Here is a 23,822-nt window from a genome sequence, read left to right as displayed (position 1 = left end):
GAGCGCGACTGATCACGCGGAAGAGCCGCTCCAACGGAGCAACTACGGACACGACCGCGTGTCGGCTGCCGGGCCGAAGCAACTGTGAACATTCCCGTACAGTGGAAAAACAGTGACAAACTCCGCCGGTTTCCGACCGGAGCCGACACCCCCGGACCGGTGACGCGCATGGATTACCTTGACCGGTCCCGACCCCGGCGATAACTTGGGAATCCGGAAGATCGGCGAGCCCACCCAGCGGAGTTCTTGCCATTCAATAAAGACAAGTCCGGCTGAGGCAAGAGTGGTTCTCATCAATCAGGAAAACACAGAACACGAGGACGGATGCGAGATGCTACCACCACTGCCGGCTTTCTTGATCGGACTCGTGATCGCCCCGCTCGCAGGCAAGATGGTGAAGCCACTGGCCCGCGGCGCCGTCCGGGCGTCGGTCGGAGTCGCGCTGGAAGTGCGCAAGATCGCCGCACAGGCAGGCGAGGAGTTGCAGGATCTCGCGGCGGAGGTCAGAGACGCCGAGCAAGCCGAAAAGAAGAGAACAGCACCCTGACCGCCAGTGCACGCGAACTTCTCCGAACACGAAATCGGTGACAGCGAAACATGCCATTAACAATGGGGCGGCGGCACGAAAAGCTGAGCGTGCGGCCGAGGTCGGTCATTCCCGGGCGCCAGCGGTGGGACATCGGGGTGGTGAGCGGACGGCCCCGGCTGGCCGTCGCGCTCGAGACGAACCTGTGCCACGCGCCGGGTGTCCTGGCGGCACGCGCGAACCCGGTCACCGGCAGGCTGCTCGTACGCCACGACTCCCGGCTCACCGGGGAGCAGGTCGGCAAGCTCGTGCTGCAAGCCGTCGCCGCGGTGGTCCGCAAGATCACCGGCTCCCGCCAGGTCGCGCCGACCGGCCAGGGCGAGACCGATAACGGCCTCGCCCTGGTCGCCGTCGGTGCCACGGCGGCGATCGTCGCGGTATCGGTTCCGGCACCTCTCGTCGGGCTCGGCGCCGTGCTCGGCACCACCGCGGTCATCATCCGCACCGCCTGGCGGAAGTCCGAACGCGCGGCCCGGCAGGAGCCGTCGCCACCGAAGTGGGCGAAACAGCCACCGCTGCTGACGATCGTCGGCAGGTACCGCAAACGGTTCTATCTCGCGTCGGCCCTGTCGGTGCTCGGACAGCTCATGGACATGGTCCTGGTGCTGGTCATCGGCTGGATCGTGCTCGTGCTCATCCGCGGGGAGAGCGCCGCGCTGATCGGCATCGGCCTCACCGGTGCCACCACCCAGATCTGGGTACTCGCCGCGGCGGCCGCGCTGGTCTGCCTCGGCCTCGCCGCCCTGTCCTACACGGCGGGGATCCAGTGGCGTGCCCTCGCGCACGACGTCCGGCACGAGTGGCGGGACCGGCTGTACCCCCGCGTGCAGCGCCTCGAACTCCGGCATCTCGAGGACGAACGCACCACCCGGATGGCCAGGCTGCTGACCGACGACATCAATCAGCTGGGCACGTTCCTCGCCTCCTCGGCACACGAGGTCCTGACGCTGACCACCAGCTTTGTCGTTCTCGTACCGGTTTTCCTCGTCTTCGCGCCGCAGATCGCGTGGGTCGCGTTCCTCCCGGTGCCGATCGTCGCCTGGCTCTCGTTCCGTCACCACGACAAGATCGGCCCGGACTACCTGCGCGTCGCCGAGAACGAGTCCGCGTTGAACAGCAGGCTCACGGACAACCTGGCGGCGGCCGCGACGGTGAAGAGTTTCAGCGCCGAGACCCACGAGATCGAACGGGTCAGCGCGCTCAGCGAGCGGTACCGGGACAGCGGCAAGCTGCTCGACCGCGGCGCCGTCTCGTACACCGAGACCGTGCGGGTGTCCGCCACCGTGTCACTCGCCGGGATCCTGCTGCTCGGTGGGCGCGCGGTGCTCGCCGAGACCCTCCGGTTCGAGATCTTCAACCCTCTCGTCGGCCTGCCGCAGCAGGTGCTGTGGAAGCTGCCGAACCTCGGGAACGTCGTCGACGGGTACCAGCAGACCGCGGCCGCGCTGCATCGGCTCCGCTATCTCGAAGAGCTCCCGGTCGAGTCCGCCACGCGCGGCCACCGGCTGGACGTGGCCCGGGTCAAGGGCGAAATGGTGCTGGAAAACGTCACTTTCGGCTATCCGGGCCGCCCCCCGGTCCTGCGCGGGCTGACCATGCGCATCGCGCCCGAGAAGGTCACCGGAATCGTCGGGGTGACCGGTGCGGGCAAGACGACGATCGCCAAGCTCATGATGCGGTTCCAGCGGCCGGATTCAGGACGGGTGTTCCTCGACGGCCAGGACATCGCCGAGATCCGGCTGCGCGATCTGCGCCGGGCGATCGGTTTCGTGGCGCAGGACGCATTCCTGTTCGACGGGACGATCGAGGACAACATCCGCTACGGAAGTTTCCAGGCGGGCCACCGGCGGGTGGTGGACGCCGCCCGGATGGCGGCCGTGGACGAGTTCGTCGAGACGCTCCCGTCGAAGTACGCCACGACGATCGGCGAACGTGGCGTTTCCCTGTCCGGCGGCCAGAAACAACGCGTCTCGCTGGCACGCGCGTTCGTCAAGGACGCGCCGATCGTCGTCCTGGACGAGGCGACGTCCGCGGTGGACAACGAGACCGAGGCAGCGATCCAGCACGCGCTGAAGGATTTCGCGCGGGACAGGACGCTCGTCGTCATCGCGCACCGGCTCTCGACCATCCGGCACGCCGACCACATCTATGTCATGGGCACGGACGGAGTGCCTGCGGAGGAGGGCACCCACGACGAGCTCCTGCGGCTCGACGGCGTCTACGCCTCACTCTGGCGACTGCAGGTCGGCGAGGCCGGTTGATCGGTGACCGAAACGTCCAAACACCACCGCAACCTCACGCCAGGGGGAGACATGCGATTTCAGTTGTTAGGCCCGCTGGAGGTCGTCGACGAAGACAGACCGCTGCCGGTGAACGGCAGCAAGCAACGTGCCGCGCTCGGTTTTCTGCTCCTGCACGTCAACAGCGTGGTCGCCACCAGCACCCTGCTCAAGGCGCTCTGGCCGGTCGAGATGCCGACCACGGGGCGGAAGATGCTGCAGAACGCCGTTTCCGGGCTGCGTCAGTTGCTGTCTCCCAGCGGGTACGACTCGGATTCCACCGTTCTGCTGACGCACGCTCCCGGCTATCTGCTCCGCGCTCCGTCGGACAGCGTCGACCTGAACCGCTTCCACGACAAGGTGAGCGACGGCCGGAAGAAGCTCGCGGACGGCGACTGGCTCCAGGCCGCGAGCACCCTGCGTGAGGGGTTGGCGTTGTGGCGCGGCCCTGTCCTCGCCGATCTCGTCGAACTCGGCATCGACTGGCCGGTGCTGACGACCGTCCGCAACGCGCGGCTGGCCGCGATCGAGGACTACGTCGAAGCCGAATTCGCGTGTGGCCACTATGGCGAAGTCATGCACGAGCTGGAGACGTGGGTCGAGGCGGAGCCACTGCGGGAACGCCTGTGCGGTCAGTTGATGCGCGCGCTCTACCAGAACGGACGTCAAGCCGACGCGCTCGGCGTCTACCGCCGCCTCCGGACCAGGATGGTCGACGGCCTCGGGCTCGACCCCGGTCGCGAGCTGCAGGAACTGGAGCAGGCGATCCTCAATCAGGAACTGGCGATCGAGCCCTCCCGGCCGGTCCCCGCCGAGTCCCCGCGTCCGGTGGAGGTGACCGCGCTATCCCCGAAACCGCGGCGGGAGCCATCCGGGCAGATCGCGGAGCTCAAATGGGTCAGTGTCGTCGTCGTGATGACCCGGTTCGGCCACGACGTCCGCGACGCGGGCCCCGAACACGTCGACGCCGAGTTGCAGCACGTCGCGGCGACGATCCGGGAAGAGACCGAACAGCTCGGCGGCATCATCGGTGGTACCATCGGGCCGCTTTGGCTCGCCCTGTTCGGCCCGGTGCGCTGCCGGGAAGACGACGCCACGCGGGCGGTGCGGGCGGCGCTGGCCATCAGGGACCGGCTGCTCCACCCCACCGGCCGCACCAGCACACTGACCACCGCGGTCGCCGTCGCGACGGGCGACGCGCTCGTCCGCCGACACCAGGGCGACGCCGGCGAACCGCCGATGGTCACCGGCGCGGTGCTCGACCGCTGCCTGCGGCTGCTCACCCGGATCCCGGACAACGAGGTGCGGGTCTGCGCGGAGACCAGATCCGCCAGCGACACCGAGATCGCCTACGCCAACGCCGAAAGCCACGACGAGGGGTCACCGGCCGTGACCGTGCTGCCGCGGCAGTCGCAGGTCCCGTCGACGGCGCCATTCGTCGGCCGGGATCGCGAGCTCGGGATGCTGCTCGGCGCGCTGAACCAGGTCGACACCCGGAGCAGGCCGCATCTGGTCACCGTTCTCGGCGAACCCGGGATCGGCAAGAGCAGGGTGATCGCCGAGTTCCACCACGCGACGTCGGCTCGTGCCAGGTTCGTCACCGGCCGGTGCTCGCGGTTCGGAACGCCGGGCACGCTGGCCGCACTGGCCGATTGTGTGCGGTCCTATTCGGGGATAAGCGAAGTCGACTCCGCGGAGCGCGCGAATCGCAAACTGACCGAAACGGTGACCGGACTGACCGGAGACGAGGCCAGGTCGGAATGGCTGCTCTCCCACTTGCGCGGCCTGCTCGGACTCGGCACGGACACGGAGATCTCGCGCGATTCCTTCCCTGCCTGGCGCCAGTTCCTCGACGCGGCGAGCGCCGAGGAACCGCTCGTGCTCGTCATCGAAGACCTCCATCTCGGCGACGATCTGTTGCTGGACTTCATCGACCATCTCACCGGCAACGCCGGGCTGTTCCCGATACTGGTGGTGGTCACCGCGCGGACCGAGTTGCTGGACCGCCGGCCCACTTGGGCGGGCGGCAAGGCCGGTGCCACCACGATCACCCTCGACCCGCTGTCCGATGAGGACATAACCAGGCTGCTGGCCATCCTGCACGACGGCAGGAGCACCGGTCGGGCACTTCGTTCCTTTCTCTCGCATATCGGCGGGAATCCGCTCTTCGCCGGAGCGTTCGCACGGATGCTGCCCGAGAACGCCGCCGGGGACGGTCCACCCGTGCCGCAACTGGTGCACCGCACTGTCGCGTCCCGTTTGGACAGTCTGCCCGTCGCCGCCAAAACTGTCCTTGTCGACGCCGCGGTCATCCGCTCCGGGATCCGCGCGGACGGGGTGAGCGCGGTGGGCGGCCAAGCGGAGGACGAGGTGTCGGGCGCGCTGGAACATCTCGAACGACACGGCCTGCTCGCCCGCGTCCGCACCAGGGAACCAGGTGTGACCACCTACGAGTTCCGGCACAAGCTGATCCGCGACATCGCCTACCGGACGATTCCTCAGGCCGTCCGCGCGGACAAGCACCAGCGGGCCGCGACCTGGGTCGAGCTCCAGCCCGGGCGGGACGCACTCCTGCTGGAGTACCACCGTTCGAAATCCCTCACCGCGGCCCTCGTGCCTGTGCAGCGCGACGCCGAGATGATCCCTAGTGCGAGGGTCGGTTCGTGAGCGGACTGCGCATACTGTGCACGGTGACCGGTGCTCCCTCACACGCGCGGGAGATGATCCCGGCGGCGTCCGCGCTGGCCCGGGCGGGGCACGAGGTGCTGGTCGCGTGCGTACCCCGGCTCGTCGAGGAGTTCACTTCGGCGGGGCTCGAAGCCGTCGCCGCGCTGCCGGATCAGGCCGAATGCTGGTCGGAGAGCATCGATACCGGCCATGACCAGGTGATCAAGGTCATCGCCGGGCGACCGCTACTCTCGCGCGGCTATCCGGACTTGCTCAGGATAGCCACCGGGTACGGGCCGGACCTCGTACTCCGCGACGGTATGGAGCTGTGTGGCTGCCTTGTCGCGGAGCATCTCGGTGTACCGCATGTGGCGACGCCGTCCGGCGCGGTCAACACTCTGGACCCCGCCTTGATCGCGCCGTTGTTGAACGAGCGCCGTGCCGAATTCGGGCTGACCGTCCAGGACGACCCGCTCGCGATCTACCGCTACGGCCGCATCGATTCACTTCCCCCGCGATACTCGTTCGCCGCAGACGGGATTCCGCCGGCATTGGCCTACCGGCAGCCGGCGGCTGGGAACGGATGCGCGCTTCCTGCCTGGATCACCGAACTCGACCCTGGCAAGCCCCTGGTGTACGGCGCCATCGGCGTCGCATTGCCGATGGCCGCGAAGTCACTGGACAACGGGATCGCGTCGACCATGCCCGCCGATCCGGTGCGGGCGCTGACCGCGCTGGTCGACGCACTGTCCGAAGTGGACTGCGAGACGATCGTGTCGACCGGCGGGGTGCGGTTTCCGCGGTCGGGCACTCCCCCGAATGTCCGGCTGGTCGATCACGTACCACAACCGCTGCTCCTGGAGACCGTCCAGCTGTTCGTGACCCACGGCGGCTACAACAGTGTCCGCGAGGCCCTTCGCGCGGGCGTGCCCATGGTGGTCGCTCCCCTGTTCGGCGATCAGCTCGACAACGCGCGGAAGGTGGCGGAACTCGGGCTGGGCGAGCAGGCCGGTTCTTCCGAAATCGCGGACGTGTGCCGGAAAGTCCTCGACAGTGCGGAGATCACCGCACGTGCGCGTCACGCCCAGCGCGAGTTGCTTGCCCTGCCCCATGTCGACGAGATCGCCGAGAGACTGGTGGCACTCGCCAGGTCGTGACTTTCGCGACGTCAGCGGAGAGCAGGCCCCGGCTAGGAGGCCTTCACGGACTGGGTACACAGGGCTCGGCGTGAGCGGAGGCGTGACTCGCGTGGGTCGTGAGCGGCGATTCGGGTTATTGAGGGGTAAGCCAAATGTGGCGCGTCCCGGTGCGGGTCCGGACTGGCTGACGGAAGCCGGGCCGTGACCACGGGTGCCCACAAGGGACGCCTTCCCGGCGATCAATGTCCGACTTGAGCAGTTTGCCCGGCCTCGCGACCCCGCGCAGGACCGCACAGATCGACATCAATCGGACACCGAGTCGCTAAAACTGTCCTTTATGGACAGTCAGGAGGCGCGCCCCGCCTCCTCGGGGAACCCCTCGCCGGGCACACGGTAGTGAAGGCCTCCTTCACTACCGTGAGGGCAGACAAGGGGGACCTTCACGGCAGCGAGCCGATCACGCCACGTTTGCCTTACCCCGCTATAGAACCCGAAAAACCACTCACGACCACCCGCGCCAACACGCTCTTTGCCTTACCTCTCGAGGGAATGGGCGGGCAGTGGAACCACGGAACTCCCGGACCCGGCCGCCCGCCGGCTAGGCTGGCTCCGGCGGTTCCATCGACACCGATTGGTCCGGTGAAGCAATGCTCGTACTCGGTTTGAACGGGAACTTCTCCGCCGGGAACACCGATCTGGTGGACGGGATGCTGGAGTTCTTCTGCCACGATTCCTCGGCCAGTCTGGTCCGTGACGGTGTCCTGATCGCGGCGGTGGAAGAGGAACGGCTGAACCGGATCAAGAAGACCACCAAGTTCCCGGTCAACGCCATCCGCGCGTGCCTCGACCGGGCGAACGTCCGGCCCGACGAGATCGACGCCGTCGGATACTACTTTCCCGAAGACCACATGGATATGGTCCTCAACCAGCTGTACACCGAGCACCGCGAAACACCGACGCGGTACACCCGGCAGCTGATCAAGGATTGGCTCAAGAAAGAGCTGGACTGGGACCTGCCCGATGACAAGCTCTTCTACAGCCCGCACCATACAGCGCACGCGCTGTCCACCTATCTCCACTCGGGAATGGTCGAGGCACTGGTGGTCATCATGGACGGCATGGGGGAAGAGAGTTCGGGAACGGTCTATCATGCCGAAGGCGGAGATCTGCGCGCCCTCACTTCGTATCCGATCCCGAAGTCCCTCGGATCACTCTATCTCGACGCGACCCGGCAGCTGGGGTACAAGTTCGGCGACGAGTACAAGGTGATGGGCCTGGCACCATACGGCGACCCCAACACCTACCGAGAGCTCTTCGAATCGTTGTATTCCTTGAAGGAAAAGGGAAACTACGAACTCACACCGGGCGCACTCGGGCTCAACAATCTGGGGTCGGCCTTGTTCGGTCACGGAATCTTGCCGAGACGCAAGGGCGAGGAGTTCACCCAGCAGCACATGGACATCGCCGCCGCCATCCAACAGACAGTCGAAACGATCGTCTTGCACGTCCTGTCCTACTGGGCCGAGCTCACCGGTCTACGGAAGCTGGCCTTCGGCGGCGGCGTCGCCCACAACTCCAGCCTCAACGGTGTCATCCTCCGCTCCGGTCTCTTCGAGGAAGTCTTCATCCACCCCGCGTCGCACGACTCCGGAGCCGGGGAAGGCGCGGCGTTGGCGGCCCAGCGACAACTCGGCACCACACACGCCACGCCGCGACGGCTACGCAACGCCGACCTCGGGCCCACGCTCGGTACACCACAAGACATCGAATCCACTCTCCAGGCTTGGAGCCGGTGGGTGGACATCGAAAAGCCCGACGACATCGTCGATCGGGCGGCACAGCTCCTGGCCGACGGGGCCGTGCTCGGCTGGGCACAAGGCGGATCCGAATTCGGACCACGCGCCCTCGGCAACCGCAGCATCATCGCCGACCCACGCCCCAAAACCAACCAGACCCGCATCAACGCCATGGTCAAAAAACGCGAAAGCTACCGCCCCTTCGCCCCGTCACCACCCTCGACGCCGCCGACACCTACTTCGAAATCCCCACCACACAAGGCAACCACGACTTCATGTCCTTCGTCCTCAACGTCCGCCCCGAACACCGCGAACACCTCGGCGCCGTCACCCACATCGACGGAACCGCCCGCCTCCAAATCATCCACCCCGAAACAAACCCCACATTCCACCGACTCGTCACCCAATTCGGCAACCTCACCGGAACCCCGGTACTCCTCAACACCTCGTTCAACAACAACGCCGAACCCATCGTCCAAACCCTCCAGGACGCCCTCACCTGCTACCTCACCACAGAACTCGACCACCTCATCATCGAAAACCACCTCATCACCCGCAAACCCCATTGGACCCACAACCTCGCCCACGCCACCGTCGGCTTCCGGCCGACCACCCGGCTGGCCCGGATCGTGAAGTCCGGTCCGCAGGGGGAACCCGTTGAAGGATGGGAGATCCGGCTCGACTATTCGACCGGTCCGCGGGCCGATGTCTCACCACAGCTGTACGCGGTGCTCAAGCAGGCCGACGGACGAACGCCGCTGAGCGAACTCGGACTCACCCGGGATCTGCACGCGGAGCTCTACAACCTCTGGCAGGAACGCTTCTTCACCCTCACCCCGATTGGCCGGTGAACGAGATGCTGGTGCTCGGACTGAACGGCAACTTCTCCGGCGCGGACACCGATCTGGTGGACGGCATGATGGAGTACTTCTTCCACGACGCCGCAGCTTGCCTGATCCGCGACGGCGAGCTGATCGCGGCGGTGGAAGAGGAACGGCTCAACCGGATCAAGAAGACCACCAAGTTCCCGATCAACGCCATCCGCGCCTGCCTCGAACGCGCGAACGTCACACCCGCCGACATCGACGCAGTTGGCTACTATTTTCCCGAAGAAACCATCGATCAGTCATTGAACTTCCTGTACACCGTGAACAGCTCGGCACCCACCCGGTACAGCCGACAGCTGATCAAGGATTGGCTCAAGCGCGAACTGGACTGGGACCTGCCCGACGACAAGCTCTTCTACAGTCCGCATCACCTGGCGCACGCGCAGTCCACCTTCACCCGCTCGGGCATGAGCGAAGCGCTCGTGGTGGTGATGGACGCCGCCGGCGAGGACAGCTCCGGCACCGTGTACCGCGGCGACGACCGGCGACTGGAAAGCCTCGCGTCGTACTCGATCCCGAACTCACTGGGCAGGCTCTACCTGACCGCGACCCAGCAACTCGGCTACGGATTCGGCGACGAGTACAAGGTGATGGGCCTGGCGCCGTACGGCGACCCCAGCGCCTACCGGGAGATCTTCAAGTCCATCTACACGTTGCAGGAAAAGGGAAACTACGAGATCGCGGCGAGCAATCTCGGCTTGAACGTCGTCGGCCCGACGTTGTTCGATCACGGGATCCTGCCGAGACGCAAGGGCGAGGAGTTCACCCAGCAGCACATGGACATCGCCGCCGGCATTCAGGAAGCGGTCGAAACGATCGTCCTGCACGTCCTGTCCTATTGGGCCGAGCTCACCGGTCTGCGGAAGCTGGCCTTCGGTGGCGGTGTGGCGCACAACTCGAGCCTGAACGGTGTCGTCCTCCGTTCCGGCCTCTTCGACGAGGTCTTTGTGCATCCCGCGTCGCACGACTCCGGCGCGGGCGAGGGCGCGGCACTGCTGGCCGCGCAGCGGCTCGGGGCCGCTCACACCCCGTCCCGGCTGCGCGCCGCAGACTTCGGTCCCACGCTGGGCACCGAAAAGCACATCGAATCCACTCTCCAGGCTTGGAGCCGGTGGGTGGACATCGAAAAGCCCGACGACATCGTCGATCGGGCGGCACAGCTCCTGGCCGACGGGGCCGTGCTCGGCTGGGCACAAGGCGGATCCGAATTCGGACCACGCGCCCTCGGCAACCGCAGCATCATCGCCGACCCACGCCCCAAAACCAACCAGACCCGCATCAACGCCATGGTCAAAAAACGCGAAAGCTACCGCCCCTTCGCCCCCGTCACCACCCTCGACGCCGCCGACACCTACTTCGAAATCCCCACCACACAAGGCAACCACGACTTCATGTCCTTCGTCCTCAACGTCCGCCCCGAACACCGCGAACACCTCGGCGCCGTCACCCACATCGACGGAACCGCCCGCCTCCAAATCATCCACCCCGAAACAAACCCCACATTCCACCGACTCGTCACCCAATTCGGCAACCTCACCGGAACCCCGGTACTCCTCAACACCTCGTTCAACAACAACGCCGAACCCATCGTCCAAACCCTCCAGGACGCCCTCACCTGCTACCTCACCACAGAACTCGACCACCTCATCATCGAAAACCACCTCATCACCCGCAAACCCCATTGGACCCACAACCTCGCCCACGCCACCGTCGGCTTCCGGCCCACCACCCGGCTGGCCGAGCACCTGCGAATCGCCGAGGGCCCAAGCATGACAAGGGAAATCTTCCTCGACTACGCGACCGGCCCCCGCGCCTCGGTATCTCCGGAACTGTTCGCCGTGCTGGAAAAGGCCGATGGGAAGACCACACTGGGCGAACTCGGGCTCACCCAGGATCTGCACGCGGAGCTGTACGCCCTTTGGCAGGAACGCTTCTTCACCCTCACCCCGGCCTGACCTCCATGTCGGTCGCCGGAGAGCTGCACACCGAAATCCGCCGGTTGAGCCTCCGCCTCGCGGACGCTCGCACCGACCCGCTGGTCGAGGCCGGCCTCGCCTGTCTCGAGGCGGCCGAGCGCATCTGTGCCGCGCTCGGCGAACGCTCGGCCGCCACCGATACCTGTCAGGAAGCGCTCAACGCGACCAGGGCCGCGACCTCGGCGATCAGATTCGCTCTAGCGGCCGATCCGGGGGACGGAATCCAGTAAGGCGCGGGTGTACGGATGCCGGGGCTCGGCGAACAACCTGTCGGTGGGGGCCACCTCGACGAGTTCGCCTTGACGCAGCACGGCGATGACGTCGGCGACGTAGCGGACAGCGGCCAGATTGTGCCCGATGAACAGGATTGTCAGCTCCAGTTTGTCCCGCAGCTCGCGGATCAGGTTCAGGATCGCGGACTGCACCGAAGCGTCCAGCGCCGACGTGATCTCGTCCGCGATCAGCACCTCCGGCTCCACCGCGAGCGCCCTGGCCAAGGCCACCCGCTGCCGCTGGCCGCCCGAAAGCGCGCCAGGCAAGACCGACGCCAACGTCGGGTCCAGTTCCAGCAGGTCGAGCAGCCGGGCGACCTCGGAACGCCGTTCACTCCTGCGTAGCCCACGGTGCACGGTCAGGGCCTCCGAGACCGTCTCTCCGACCGTCATCCGGGGGTCGAGCGCACTGTGCGGGTTCTGGAACACCAGGTGGATCCGGCCGCCGAGCCGTCGTCGCCGTGCTCCTTTCGCCTGCGTGATGTCCTCCCCGTCGAGCAGTACCCTCCCGGCCCGCACCGGTGCGAGGCCGACGGCGGCGCGGCCGAGCGTGGACTTGCCCGAGCCGGATTCGCCCACCAGGCCGACGATCCGGCCGTGCGGGACCTCGAGACTGACGTCGTCCACGGCGGTGACTCCTGGATACCGGACGGTGAGCCGGTCGAAGCTCAGGCCGCTCACCGCGGATACCAGCAAGCGACTCGGTGCGACGGTGCGCGTTCGCGCAAAGGCGGTGTTTCGGTGGTGCACCGGTGCGTGCCCCAGCGACAGCGCGGGGCGAACGGACAGCCGTCCGGCACTTCGGCGGGCGGGCGGCCGGGGATGGTGGCGAGCGGCAGGTCCCGGTCGGTGTCCAGGTCGACGCTGGTCGCCAGAAGAGCCGCCGTATAGGGGTGCGCGGGTGTTCTGGCATGCAAGGCAATCACTGGGAGCTCCTCGACGATCAGGCCGGCGTACATGACCAGCACCCGGCCGCTGATCTCGGCGACCACCGCCAGGTCATGGCTGATCAGCAGTACCGAGGCACCGGTGTCGGCATTGATCGAGGCGAGCAATCCCAGTATCCGGCGCTGCACGGTCACGTCCAGCGCGGTGGTCGGCTCGTCCGCGATGACGAGGTCCGGAGTCCCCATCAGGCCCATCCCGATCACCGCCCGCTGCTGCATCCCGCCGGACAGCTCGTGCGCGTACTGACGGGCCCGCCTCGGCGGGTCCTGGATCGCCACGACGTCCAGCTTCGAAACCGCCTTGCTCATCGCGTCCTTTTTGGACAGACCTTGGTGCACTTCGGCGACCTCTGCCAGCTGCCTGCCGATCCGCATAGTCGGATGCAGCGCCGCCCCGGGGTTCTGGAACACCATCGCGAGCGCACCGCGGTCGAGCTCGAGCTCGCGCGCGGACACCCTTCCGGGGTGCGGGACGAGACCGGCCACCGCGAGCGCGGTGAGCGTCTTGCCCGAACCGGACTCCCCCACCACCCCCACGACCTCCCCCTTGCCGATCGTGAGATCCACTCCCCGGACCGGCTGCGCACCAGGGAACTCGACAGTCAGCGACCGTGCTCGCAACACGCTGCCTGGCGAGGCCGGGGCTTGGCCGCCGCCGAACCGGGCTTCTCGTCGCCGGCCGCCCGCGGCCCGCGCGAGGGCTTCGCCGTACAGCTGGAAACCCAGCCCCGCCAGTACGATCGCCACTCCCGGCCCCAGCGCCGCGGCGGGCGAGGAGTAGATCCGGTCCAGGCCCTGGCCGAGCAGCAGCCCCCAGTCGTAGGACGGCGAGCCGACCCCGAGTCCGAGGAAGCTCAGCCCGCTGATGGCCACCAGCGCGAACGCGAGCGACGAAGTGACCGTGATCGCCAGCGGCTCGACGATGTTGGGCAGCACGTGGCGGTACAGGAGCCGGTGCCGCCGTACGCCGAGCACACGGGCGGCGGCCATGAAGTCCGCGTCGGACACCGAGGCGGCCAGAGTCTGTGCCAGCCGGGCGAAGCCGGGCATCGAAGCGATCGCGAAGGCGACCAGCACCCCTGTCGTCCCGGCGCCGAAGACGATGGCCAGGAACATGACCATCAGCAACGCGGGGAACATCAGCAGGATGTCGATCACCGTGCCGATCACCCGCCCGGCGACCGGCCCGAGCACCGACGGCAGCACACCCAGCAGCACCCCGGCCATCGCCCCGAGCAGCGTCGCGGAAACCGCGAGCACTATCGACAGCCTGGTCGCGACGAGAACCCTGGCCAGCAGGTCGCGGCCGAGGCCGTCCGTGCCGAGAAGGTGCTCGGCCGAAGGTGCCTGCCAGATCGCGCCGGTGTCGACGGTCTCGGCCGCCGCTCCCCACATGACCGGACCGATCAGCGCGAACAGCAGGACCACGCCGCACAAGAGGGTCGCGACCGGCGCACGGAATCCCTTCACCGGCTCACCCGTTCCTGATCGTGGAGCGCGGATCGAGCACGGCGAGCGCGAGGTCGACCAGGACGTTGGTGACCAGCACCAGGACACCGAGCAGGAGCACCACCGCCTGGGCCACCGGGTAGTCTTTCACCAGCACCGCTCCGGTGATCTGACTGCCCAGCCCAGGCCAGGCGAAGACGTTCTCGACGAGCACGGTCCCGGCGACCATCCCGGGCAGGAGCATGCCGCCGACGGTGAGGGTCGCGGTGAGCATGCCGGGCAGCGCGTGCCGGAGGTAGATCAGCCGCGCTGGCAGCCGCTTCGCCCGTGCGGTGCGGATGTAGTCCTCGCCGAGTACTTTGCGGCCTTCCACCCGGACGATCCTCGCCAGCAGCGCCGCCGGTCCCAGCGCGAGCGAAAGCACCGGCAGCACGTACGACGCCGGTTCTGCCATTCCCGCGACCGGAACCGCGCGCAATGCCACCGCGAAGACGGCGACGAGAAGGGTGGCCAGCACGAAGTTGGGAATCAGGCCAAGCGTCGCGGACAGCCCGGTGAAGCCGGATTCGACGCCGGGATGCCGGTCGTCTCGCGTGTACACGGCCATGCCAAGGCCAGCGGGGATCGCGATCAGGACCACCAGCGCGAAGGCGAGCCCGGCCAGCGCGAGCGTGTTCGGCAGCCGGGTGGACATGATCGTCCGAACCTCCTCACGGGACACCAGCGACGTGCCGAGGTCACCGCGCATCAGGCCACCGACGTAATCGAAGAACTGCTGCGGGAGCGGCCGGTCCAGGCCGAGTTCCGCGGTCCGCGCCGCGATCACCTCCGGCGGTGCCTGCGCGCCGAGGGCGGCGCGGACCGGATCGCCGGGGACGAGGTGGATCAGCACGAAGGACGCGATCACCACCACCAGCAACGCCACGGTCAGGCGCCCCAGTCTTCTCGCCGTGAACACCACGAGCGGATGCCGGTCCCTCGTCATCCGCGCTACCTGGTCAGCCGGATGCTCGTGGGGGCGATGGTGGTGTCGGCGGCCACCCGGAACCGCGCCTTGCCGGTGAACCAGATCGCCGTGGTCTCGGCGATCGCGAACACGTCGGCCCGCTTCACCAGCGCCGCCTCGGCCTGCTGCCAGACCGGGCAGCTCGCCTCGTCCTGCATCGCGGACGCCTGCGCGACCAGGCGCCGGTACTCGGGATTGTCGACCGCGCCGGCGTTACGTCCTTGCGGCGGGATCGGCCCGGAGAAGAACGGCGCGGCGTCCGAAGGCAGCGAACCGGTGACACCGGCACCGAGCGCGAGCTCCCACTCACCGCCCTGCTGGGTCACGGTGATGAACGCCATGACGGTGACCTCGTCGACGACCGCCTCGGCGCCCAGTTTCTTCCATTCGCCCGCGAGGAACTCCGCGGTCGCGCGCAGCTGCGCGCTCGTGGCGAAGGTGACCACTTTCAGCCGAAGCCGTTTGCCGTCACGCACGCGCACGCCGTCCGTGCCCGGTACCCAGCCCGCTTGGTCCAGCAGACGGGCAGCCGCGGCGAGGTCATAGCCGGGCCGGTTCGTGGAAACCGTGTCGCCGGAACAGAACGCCGCCGGGGGCATCAGCGTCCGTGCTGGCCTGCCTTTGCCCCCGGTGGCCACCGCGGCCGCCTGACCGGGGTCGATGGCGGCGAGTAATGCTTCGCGTACATGCGGATCCGCGGTCGCCCGCCCCGGGCGTTGGTTGAACGAGGCCATACCCGTCACGGCGGGTACTTCCAGTCTCGTCACGTCGGGTCCCGGTGCGCGCACCGAGTCCGGATCCGGAGTGTAGAAGGCATCGACGTCCCCGGCGATCAGCTGGTTGGCCGCGGTCGCCGGGGAAGGGACCACGCTCAGCACGATCGCGGCGGGCACACCGGGCTCGTCGGTCCGGGCTCCGTCCGGCCCCCAGCGGTACCCCGTGCGCACCTCGAGCCGGTACGGCCCGCCAGACGTGTATTGGCTCAGCACATAGGGACCGGTGCCCGCCGACGCCTTCTCGAAACTCGCGGGATCGGCGATCCCCTTCGGACAGACGATCGGCCTGGTGCCCAGCAACCGGACGATGAAGCTGTACGGTGCCGCCATCCGGATCGTCACGGTTCTCGTCGTATCGTCGGCGTTCGCGGTGAAGGCCGGCACGGTGGCCAGCGCGGCGGCGGCCGCCGGGGCGAGCACCGGATCGCGCTGATGGTTCAGCGCGTTCGCGACGTCGGCAGGGCGCAGCGGGGTACCGTCGGAACAGGTGACGTCGTCGCGCAGGGTGAACTCCGCCGATGTCGTCGTCGCGCTCCATTTCGCCGCCAGCCCGGAAACCACCTTGTTCTCGGAAGTCACGTTCACCAGCGAGTCGTACAGCAGCGTCGAGTAGACGGCGGCGACCTGATCGCGATACGGATGGAAGCTCGGTATTTCCAAGCCGAGCACCTGGCGGAACGTGCCACCCTCGGCGAGTCGCACCTCGCCCGGTACGCCGGTACCGCACGCGGACAAGACGAGAAGGGTCAGGAAATACGCCACGATTCTCAGCTGCGCACGTTTCACCGCGAACCTTTCTCCACCGGGGTTCGGAGATCCGGCTGGCCATTCAGAGATTGCTCGGTTCACCTAGGCGGGTCAAGGGAATTGGCCCGATTGGCCTTCGATGACCTCGCAGTGGGCGGAAGCTGGAGTATCACCCCATGGGCATTCCGAAGATCGGCTCCTAAAGTTGTTCCCCATGGATCGAACCGAGCAGCTGGACACTCTCCGCCGCCTGTTCGATCAATGCCGCGCCGGAAAAGGACGGGTCGCACTGGCGAAAGGCGCGGTGGGACACGGGAAGACTTCGTTACTGCGAGCGTTCGCCCGCCAAGCCGATCACGACGGCGCCCTGGTCCTCCGAGCCGGCTGTTCGGAGTTCGAAACCGATTTCCCTCTCGGTGTCATGAACCAGCTTTTCCCGGAGATCGACCATCGCGAAGCACCTCTCCCGAATCTCTTTCGAGAACTGCTGAGCACGCTGCACACTCTCGCGCGAGAAAGACCGGTGGTGCTCGGGATCGACGACGTCCACTTCGCGGACGCCGTTTCCTTGCGTTGCCTCCTCTATTTGGCGCGGCGAACACGGTCGGCGCGGATATTCATGGTTCTCACCGAGGCGGACCGGACATGCCGAGCACATCCGGAGCTGTTCGCCGAGCTCGGCGAACTCGCCCACCGGCTGAGCCTTCCCTCGCTCGCCGCAGCGGAAGCGTCCGAGTGCTCCGGCGGGAACCCCGCGCTCGTCAAAGCCGTCCGCGCCGACAACGGCGTGCCTGGTGAACACTACCGCGAGACCGTGGCGTTCTGCCTGCGCCGCTGCGAAAACGCCGTGCTGGGCGTCGCTCGCGCGCTCGCCGTACTCGGCCCGGAAGCGTCCGAAACCCGGTTGTCCGCGATGACCGGCGGCGCCGTCCGCCCGGCCCTCGATGTGCTGACGAGGGCGGGTCTGCTCAGCGGCGGGTCCTTCCGGCACCCGGCGATGACACTTGCCGTACTCGAAGACCTGACCCCGGCCGAACGCGAGCGAGCGCATCGGCAAGCCGCCGCGTTGCTCCACGAACAAGGCGTGTCCGCGCTCCCCATCGCGAAACACCTCCTGCGCGCGGGAAGCCCAGTGCCGCCCTGGGCACTCGAGGTCCTCGTCGAAGCCGCCGAACTAGCGCTGTGCGACGACGAAGTGGGCTTGGCCGTCGCCTTCCTGACCTTGGCTCATCAGACGCACCCGGACAGGGTCGACATCCTGGCGAAACTGGCCAGGGCCGAGTGGCAGCTCAACCCTTCCTCCGTGCTACGCCACTTCGAGCCGCTACTCGCCGGTCAGCTCTCCCGCTCCGACGCCCTCGACACCGCGCGGCAACTGCTCTGGCACGGCCGGACGGAGCAGGCGGCCGCGGTGTTCGACCGCGTGCGGGAATCCGGCGGCGAGCTCCACGAAGCCGAACTATGGATGATGACCGGCTACCCGAGACGCAGGAGGGCGCGGCACGATCACCCGCCCATCGCGTTGACCGAAATGCTGACGCTCGGCAACCGCCGGGACGCGGTCGCCGAGGCGGACCGTTTCCTGCGCGAGACCCGGCTCAGCCACGCGACACCGTGGTCAGCCGAACCCGCGCTGTCAGCGCTGCTGACCTTCGTCTACGCCGACGAGGTCGACGCCGCCGAAGCCGAATGCGAACGACTGCAGGCGGAAGCGGCCGAACGCGGCGGCCCCACCTGGCAGGCGGGGTTCAGCGCCGTCCGCGCCGAGATCGCCCTCCGGCGAGGTGACTTCCGTTGCGCCGCCGTACAGGCAGACGCCGCCTTGACGCACTTGTCCTCGAAAGCGTGGGGTGTCGCGGTCGGCTTCCCCCTCGGCAGCCTGATCCTCGCGACCACGAAAAGCGGCGAGTCCGGCAAGGCCGCGGCCCAGCTCGCGCGCCCGATACCCGACGCGCTGCTCCAGACCCGACATGGGCTGCACTACCTCCACGCGCGCGCTCACCACCACCTCGACGGCGAGCGTCATCACGCCGCGCTGGCCGACTTCCTCATGTGCGGGAAACTCATGCGCGACTGGGGCATCGACACGCCCGGCTTCGTGGCGTGGCGGTCCGGCGCGGCGGAGGCCTGGCTCGCCCTCGGCAACCGTGACGACGCCAAGCGGCTGTTGTTCGAACAGATGTCCCGGCCCGGCGTCGACGGGACCAGGGCACGTGCGCAGGCGCTGCGAGTGCTGGCGATGACCGGTAAGGAGAGCAAGCGGCCGCAGCTGCTCAGCGAAGCGGTCGACATCCTGGAGAACTGCGGGGATCGCTACGAGCTCGCCCGGGTGCTCGCCGACCTCGGCCGGGTCCGGCACCACCTCGGGGAGCACAAACGCGCACGGATGACGCTGCGTCGCGCGTGGCATCTGGCGAAGTCGTGCGCGGCGGCCCCGTTGTGCCAGGCGCTCATGCCGGAGCCCACCGCGGTCGACGTCGGCGGACAGACCGACGCGGCCAAGCTCGGTTCACTCAGCGAATCCGAACGGCGGGTCGCCGGGCTGGCGGTGGCCGGCTACACGAACCGCGAAATCGCCAGGAAGCTGTTCGTCACCGACAGCACGGTGGAACAGCACCTCACCCGCGTCTACCGGAAGCTCGACGTCAAGTACCGCCGAGAGCTCCCGGCCGACCTGCACGCCGACATGGCCACATCGGCATAAGGAGGTGTCCGCGGCCGTGCCCGAGGACGAAAAGCTGGTCGACTACCTCAAGTGGGTGACCGCGGACCTGCATCAGGCTCGCCGTCGGCTCGCCGAGGTCGAATCCGCGGCGCGGGAACCGATCGCGATCGTGGCGATGGCCTGCCGTTTCCCCGGCGGGGTGCGCTCTCCGGAAGATCTTTGGGACCAGGTCGCGGGCGGCGTCGACGCGATCTCGGGCTTTCCCACCGACCGAGGCTGGGATCTCGCCGGGCTGTACGACCCGAACCCGGACACTGTCGGCAAGTGCTACACCCGCGAAGGCGGCTTCCTCCATGACGCCTCCGACTTCGACGCGGGGTTCTTCGGGATGAGCCCGCGCGAGGCGACCGCTACCGATCCGCAGCAGCGGCTACTGCTCGAAACCTCTTGGGAGGTGTTCGAACGCGCGGGCATCGCCCCGGATTCGCTGCGGGGCAGCGATACCGGCGTCTTCACCGGAGTCGTGTACCAGAACTACGGGAACCGCAACCGGGTCGCCGACGAGTTCGAGGGCTATCTCGCGGTCGGGAGTTCGGGCAGCGTCGCCTCGGGCCGGATCGCCTACACGTTCGGGCTCGAAGGACCGGCGGTCTCGCTCGACACCGCGTGTTCGTCCTCGCTGGTGGCGATGCATCTCGCGATGCGCGCACTGCGTCAGGGCGAGTGCTCGCTCGCGCTGGCAGGTGGAGTAACCGTGATGCCGCTGCCCGGTGTCTTCGCGGAGTTCTCCCGGCAGCGCGGGTTGGCCCCGGACGGCCGGTGCAAGGCGTTCGACGCCGCCGCCGACGGGACGGCGTGGTCCGAAGGCGTCGGTGTGGTGCTGCTCGAAAAGCTGTCCGTCGCCAAGGAGCTCGGGCATCCGGTGCTGGCGGTGGTGCGGGGCTCGGCGATCAATTCCGACGGTGCCTCGAACGGTCTGACGGCGCCGAACGGTCCGTCACAGCAACGGGTCATCGCCGCCGCGCTCGCCGACGCCGGTCTGTCCACTTCGGACATCGACGCGGTCGAGGCGCACGGCACGGGGACCAGGCTCGGTGACCCGATCGAAGCGCAGGCCCTGCTGGCGACCTACGGGCGGCATCGGCCGTCCGGTTCGCCGCTCTTGCTCGGCTCGTACAAATCCAACATCGGGCATGCCCAGGGCGCCGCCGGGATCGCCGGGGTGATCAAGATGGTGATGGCGATGCGCCACGGCGTCCTGCCGAAGACCCTGCACCTGGAAACGCCGACACCCCAGGTCGACTGGTCGTCAGGTGCGGTGGAGCTGCTGACCGATTCCCTTGCCTGGCCGGATCACCACCGTCCTCGCCGGTGTGCGGTTTCCGCGTTCGGCATGAGCGGCACCAACGCCCACGTTGTTCTCGAATCCGTCGCTGAAGCGGACTTTCGCGACGGAGACGCCACTACGGGCCCGTGGCCGGTGGTGTTGTCGGGGGCGGGCACGGACGGAGTGCGGGCACAGGCCGGGCAGATCGCCCGGTTCGCCGACGCAAATCTGGGCGTGGGGATCGGGGATATCGCGCGATTCTTGGCGAATTCCCGCGCTTCACTGGGAGTTCGGGCCGTGGTGGTGGCCGGGTCGGCCGCGGAACTGCGAGAGCGGCTGGACTCGTGCGAGATCGGAATTGCCGACGTAACCGGCCGGACGGTGTTCGTGTTCCCCGGACAAGGAGCGCAGTGGACGGGAATGGGCCTGGCACTCTGGGAGTCCTCACAGGCTTTCCGGGACTCGATGCTGGCCTGTTCCGAGGAGCTCGAAGGGCTTGTCGAGTGGTCCTTGCGTGACGTCCTCGCGGACGAGGCGGCGCTGACACGGGTCGACGTGGTGCAGCCGGTGTCGTTCGCGGTCATGGTGTCCCTCGCCACCGTATGGCGATCGCTGGGTGTCGAACCGGACGCGGTGGTCGGGCACAGCCAAGGGGAGATCACCGCGGCCCACGTCGCCGGGATCCTGACGTTGCGCGACGCTCTCCGGATCGTCGTACGCCGCTCCGCGATCATCGCCCGCGATCTGGCCGGAAAAGGTGGGATGCTGTCGGTGTCCGCGTCCGAAACGCGGGTTCGTGACCTGCTCACCGACACCGTGTCCGTGGCAGCGGTGAACGGACCGGAATCCGTAGTGGTGTCCGGAGATCCCCGGCACCTCGCCGCGCTGACGGGAACCTGCGAAGAACTCGGAATACGCACCCGCACCATCCCGGTCGACTACGCCTCCCACAGCCCCCGCGTCGACACCATCCGCGACGAACTCCTCGACGCGCTCACCGATATCCGTCCCGGTAAAGGAACCGTACCTTTGTACTCCACAGTGGACGATCGCTGGGCTGACGGATCCACAATGGACAATGAGTACTGGTACCGCAATCTCCGCCATCCAGTTGGCTTTCACGCGTCAATCCACGCGCTCGCCGCCGCCGGGCACCACGCGTTCGTGGAGGTCAGCCCGCATCCGGTTCTCACCACGAGTATCGAAGGCACCGTCGAGGACCTCGGTCCCACCGTCGTCACCGGCACCCTCCGCCGCGACGACGGCGGCTGGGACAGATTCCTGACCTCAGCGGGGCAACTCCACACGAGGGGCATCCCCATCGACTGGAAGCTGGGTCGCGGCCCGCACCTGAACCTCCCCACTTATCCCTTCCAACGCGAACGCTACTGGCTGGAGGAACTCGATCCCCCGAAACGCTTGGGCGACCAGGGCACCATCGATTCCTGGCGTTACCGGATCGACTGGAAACCGGTCACGGAGAACCCACCGCCGCCGTCCGGAACCTGGCTGCTGATCACAGCCGACGGGCGGGGCGATGCGGCTGTCAGCGCCGTGCTCGACGGCATGACCGCCTCCGGCGTCCGGGTCGAACGGCTCACCGTGTCCGAACTGGACCGGCCGCACGACATCGGCCCGGTCGACGGTGTGCTCTCCCTACTCGCAGTGGACGAGGCGACCGGTCTGCTCACCCTGGTCCAGGCGCTCGGCGACGTGAAGGCACCACTGTGGACGGTCACTCGCGGTGCCGTCCAGGTGGACGAACACGACGGGACGATCGATCCCCGGCAAGCGGCGATCTGGGGGCTCGGACGTGTCATCGGGCTCGAACTCCCCAGCCGGTGGGGTGGGCTGATCGACCTCCCCGAGGTCGTCGACGCCGAGGCGGTGAAACGACTTCTTGCCGCACTGAACGGAACCGAAGACCAGCTCGCGGTGCGCGCCGACGGCGTCCGCGCGCGGCGGCTCGTCCGCGCCGAGCCGGATGGCGGCGAGGCCGTCTGGGCGCCCCGCGGCACCGTGCTGGTGACCGGTGGCACCGGTGGCGTCGCGGCACACGTCGTGCGCTGGCTCGCGGCCAACGGGGCCGAGCATCTGGTGCTGACCAGCAGACGCGGGCTGCCCGCCGAGGACACCGCTCGGCTCGCCGACGAACTCGGGGTCGCGGTCACCGTGGTCTCCTGTGACATGGGCGATCGTGCGGCCGTCGCACGCCTGCTGGCCGCGCATCCCCCGGATTCCGTGGTGCACGCGGCGGGTGTCACCACCCTGGCCGCGCTGGAGGAAACCGATACCGCCGGATTCGGCGAGGTCATGGCGGGCAAGGCGATCGGCGCCGCGCATCTGGACGAACTGCTCGGCGACCGGCCGCTGGACGCTTTCATCCTGTTCTCGTCGAACGCGGGTGTCTGGGGCAGCGGGACACAGGGCGCTTATGCCTCGGCGAACGCGTACCTCGACGCGCTCGCCCAGCGTCGCCGCGCCCGGGGCCTCACCGCTACTGCGATCGCCTGGGGTGCGTGGGACGGCGGCGGCATGTCCACGTTCTCCCCGAAGATCCAGGCGGGACTCGCCCAGTCCGGGCTCGTCCACATGCCGCCGGAACTCGCCGTTTCCGCACTGGCGCAGGCCGTCGGCCGTGGCGAGACCTGCGCGATCGTCACCGACTTGCGCTGGGACACCTTCACTCCGCGGTTCACCGCGTTGCGGCCGAGCCCGTTGCTCGACGACCTGCCCGAGGCGCGCCGCGCACTGAGCGAGGGTGAACCGGCGGGCGGCGAACAGGCGACACCGGAGTTCGTCCTCCGGCTGCGGGCCACTCCCGCCGCCGAACGGCCCCGGCTGCTGCTGGATCTGGTCCGCACCCACGTCTCCGCGGTGCTCGGGCACGACACGGCCGGGGCTGTGGCGGCGGACCAGGCCTTCACCACGATCGGATTCGACTCGCTGACCGCCGTGGACCTGCGCAACCGCCTGGTCGCCGCGGTCGGTGCGCGCTTGTCGCGCACGGTGGTCTTCGACCATCCCAATCCGCGGGCACTGGCCGAACACCTGCTCGGCGAACTGGACACCGAGCCGACGGTGCTGACGGATCTGGACACGGTGGCGGCAGCGCTTCCGGCCGCGGCCGAGGAAGGATCGCTGCGCTCCCGCGTCTCCGCCCGGCTACGCGAGGTCCTCGCGCAGTGGCACGCGCTGACCGAAGCCGACCTGGACGGTGACGGCGAAGTCGACCTGGACCTGGCGAGTGACGAGGAGATCTTCCGGCTCGTCGACAGCCGCCTCGGCCCTGTGGAGCACTGA

12 protein-coding genes and 3 pseudogenes are annotated in these 23,822 nt (G+C 67.9%); 11 read left to right on the top strand and 4 right to left on the bottom strand.

Going from position 1 to position 23,822, the window contains the following annotated elements; translation table 11 throughout:
• Positions 1–283 precede the first annotated feature (283 nt).
• The 8 genes and pseudogenes from SD37_RS10880 to SD37_RS10850 all read left to right on the top strand — a co-directional run bounded on the left by SD37_RS10880 (position 284) and on the right by SD37_RS10850 (position 11,560).
• Positions 284–547 (top strand): DUF5132 domain-containing protein, encoded by a 264-nt coding sequence (locus tag SD37_RS10880; RefSeq protein WP_236725334.1) that lies wholly within the window; start codon positions 284–286, stop codon positions 545–547.
• A gap of 62 nt (positions 548–609) precedes the next feature.
• On the top strand, positions 610–2,847 hold the full coding sequence (locus SD37_RS10875; protein WP_044856727.1) for an ABC transporter ATP-binding protein/permease: 2,238 nt from the start codon (positions 610–612) through the stop codon (positions 2,845–2,847).
• A 51-nt stretch (positions 2,848–2,898) separates the two neighbouring features.
• Positions 2,899–5,532, top strand: a complete 2,634-nt coding sequence (locus tag SD37_RS10870; RefSeq protein ID WP_065912793.1) for a BTAD domain-containing putative transcriptional regulator — start codon at positions 2,899–2,901, stop codon at positions 5,530–5,532.
• A gap of 23 nt (positions 5,533–5,555) precedes the next feature.
• Positions 5,556–6,689: a glycosyltransferase gene (locus SD37_RS10865; protein ID WP_145926595.1), complete on the top strand. Its 1,134-nt coding sequence runs from the start codon at positions 5,556–5,558 to the stop codon at positions 6,687–6,689.
• A 629-nt stretch (positions 6,690–7,318) separates the two neighbouring features.
• Positions 7,319–8,964: pseudogene (locus tag SD37_RS43700) on the top strand (carbamoyltransferase family protein); the annotation flags it as partial.
• 132 nt (positions 8,965–9,096) lie between these two features.
• Positions 9,097–9,318 carry a hypothetical protein gene (locus tag SD37_RS43690; RefSeq protein WP_236725505.1) on the top strand — a complete coding sequence of 74 codons (222 nt, stop codon included), beginning with the start codon at positions 9,097–9,099 and terminating at the stop codon, positions 9,316–9,318.
• A gap of 5 nt (positions 9,319–9,323) precedes the next feature.
• Positions 9,324–11,309 (top strand): carbamoyltransferase family protein, encoded by a 1,986-nt coding sequence (locus SD37_RS10855; protein ID WP_065913086.1) that lies wholly within the window; start codon positions 9,324–9,326, stop codon positions 11,307–11,309.
• A 5-nt stretch (positions 11,310–11,314) separates the two neighbouring features.
• Positions 11,315–11,560 carry a hypothetical protein gene (locus tag SD37_RS10850; RefSeq protein WP_052674983.1) on the top strand — a complete coding sequence of 82 codons (246 nt, stop codon included), beginning with the start codon at positions 11,315–11,317 and terminating at the stop codon, positions 11,558–11,560.
• On the opposite strand, the gene SD37_RS10845 is transcribed toward SD37_RS10850, so the two are convergent.
• Genes SD37_RS10845 through SD37_RS10830 form a run of 4 tightly spaced genes read right to left on the bottom strand, consistent with a single transcriptional unit; the run spans position 11,528 to position 16,566 of the window.
• Positions 11,528–12,283 (bottom strand): ABC transporter ATP-binding protein, encoded by a 756-nt coding sequence (locus SD37_RS10845; RefSeq protein ID WP_044851944.1) that lies wholly within the window; start codon positions 12,281–12,283, stop codon positions 11,528–11,530. The genes SD37_RS10850 and SD37_RS10845 overlap by 33 nt on opposite strands.
• Positions 12,280–14,019 carry a dipeptide/oligopeptide/nickel ABC transporter permease/ATP-binding protein gene (locus SD37_RS10840; RefSeq protein ID WP_044851943.1) on the bottom strand — a complete coding sequence of 580 codons (1,740 nt, stop codon included), beginning with the start codon at positions 14,017–14,019 and terminating at the stop codon, positions 12,280–12,282. The genes SD37_RS10845 and SD37_RS10840 overlap by 4 nt, the downstream gene beginning before the upstream one ends.
• Before the next feature lie 4 nt (positions 14,020–14,023).
• Positions 14,024–14,983, bottom strand: coding sequence for an ABC transporter permease (locus SD37_RS10835; RefSeq protein ID WP_044851942.1), 960 nt, complete (start codon positions 14,981–14,983; stop codon positions 14,024–14,026).
• Between the two features lie 5 nt (positions 14,984–14,988).
• Positions 14,989–16,566, bottom strand: coding sequence for an ABC transporter substrate-binding protein (locus tag SD37_RS10830; RefSeq protein WP_052674982.1), 1,578 nt, complete (start codon positions 16,564–16,566; stop codon positions 14,989–14,991).
• Between the two features lie 100 nt (positions 16,567–16,666).
• Between SD37_RS10830 and SD37_RS44275 the strand changes: the two are divergent.
• The 3 genes and pseudogenes from SD37_RS44275 to SD37_RS10820 form a co-directional block, all read left to right on the top strand.
• Positions 16,667–17,089, top strand: a pseudogene (locus tag SD37_RS44275) (AAA family ATPase); the annotation flags it as partial.
• Between the two features lie 57 nt (positions 17,090–17,146).
• Positions 17,147–19,231, top strand: a complete 2,085-nt coding sequence (locus SD37_RS10825; RefSeq protein ID WP_236725332.1) for a helix-turn-helix domain-containing protein — start codon at positions 17,147–17,149, stop codon at positions 19,229–19,231.
• 16 nt (positions 19,232–19,247) lie between these two features.
• Positions 19,248–23,822, top strand: a pseudogene (locus tag SD37_RS10820) (type I polyketide synthase); the annotation flags it as partial.

It is taken from the genome of Amycolatopsis orientalis, assembly GCF_000943515.2.
Taxonomy (GTDB): Bacteria; Actinomycetota; Actinomycetes; order Mycobacteriales; family Pseudonocardiaceae; genus Amycolatopsis; species Amycolatopsis orientalis.
Note: the sequence above shows the minus strand (reverse complement) of the source record. Positions and strands in the feature narration are given on the sequence as shown.

Excerpts from the sequence above, each read along its gene's own strand:
- SD37_RS10850 (WP_052674983.1), top strand. The coding sequence starts at position 11,315 with ATGTCGGTCGCCGGAGAGCTGCACACCGAAATCCGCCGGTTGAGCCTC.
- SD37_RS10825 (WP_236725332.1), top strand. The coding sequence starts at position 17,147 with ATGGTTCTCACCGAGGCGGACCGGACATGCCGAGCACATCCGGAGCTG.
- SD37_RS10870 (WP_065912793.1), top strand. The coding sequence starts at position 2,899 with ATGCGATTTCAGTTGTTAGGCCCGCTGGAGGTCGTCGACGAAGACAGA.
- SD37_RS10835 (WP_044851942.1), bottom strand. The coding sequence starts at position 14,983 with ATGACGAGGGACCGGCATCCGCTCGTGGTGTTCACGGCGAGAAGACTG.
- SD37_RS10875 (WP_044856727.1), top strand. The coding sequence starts at position 610 with ATGGGGCGGCGGCACGAAAAGCTGAGCGTGCGGCCGAGGTCGGTCATT.
- SD37_RS10855 (WP_065913086.1), top strand. The coding sequence starts at position 9,324 with ATGCTGGTGCTCGGACTGAACGGCAACTTCTCCGGCGCGGACACCGAT.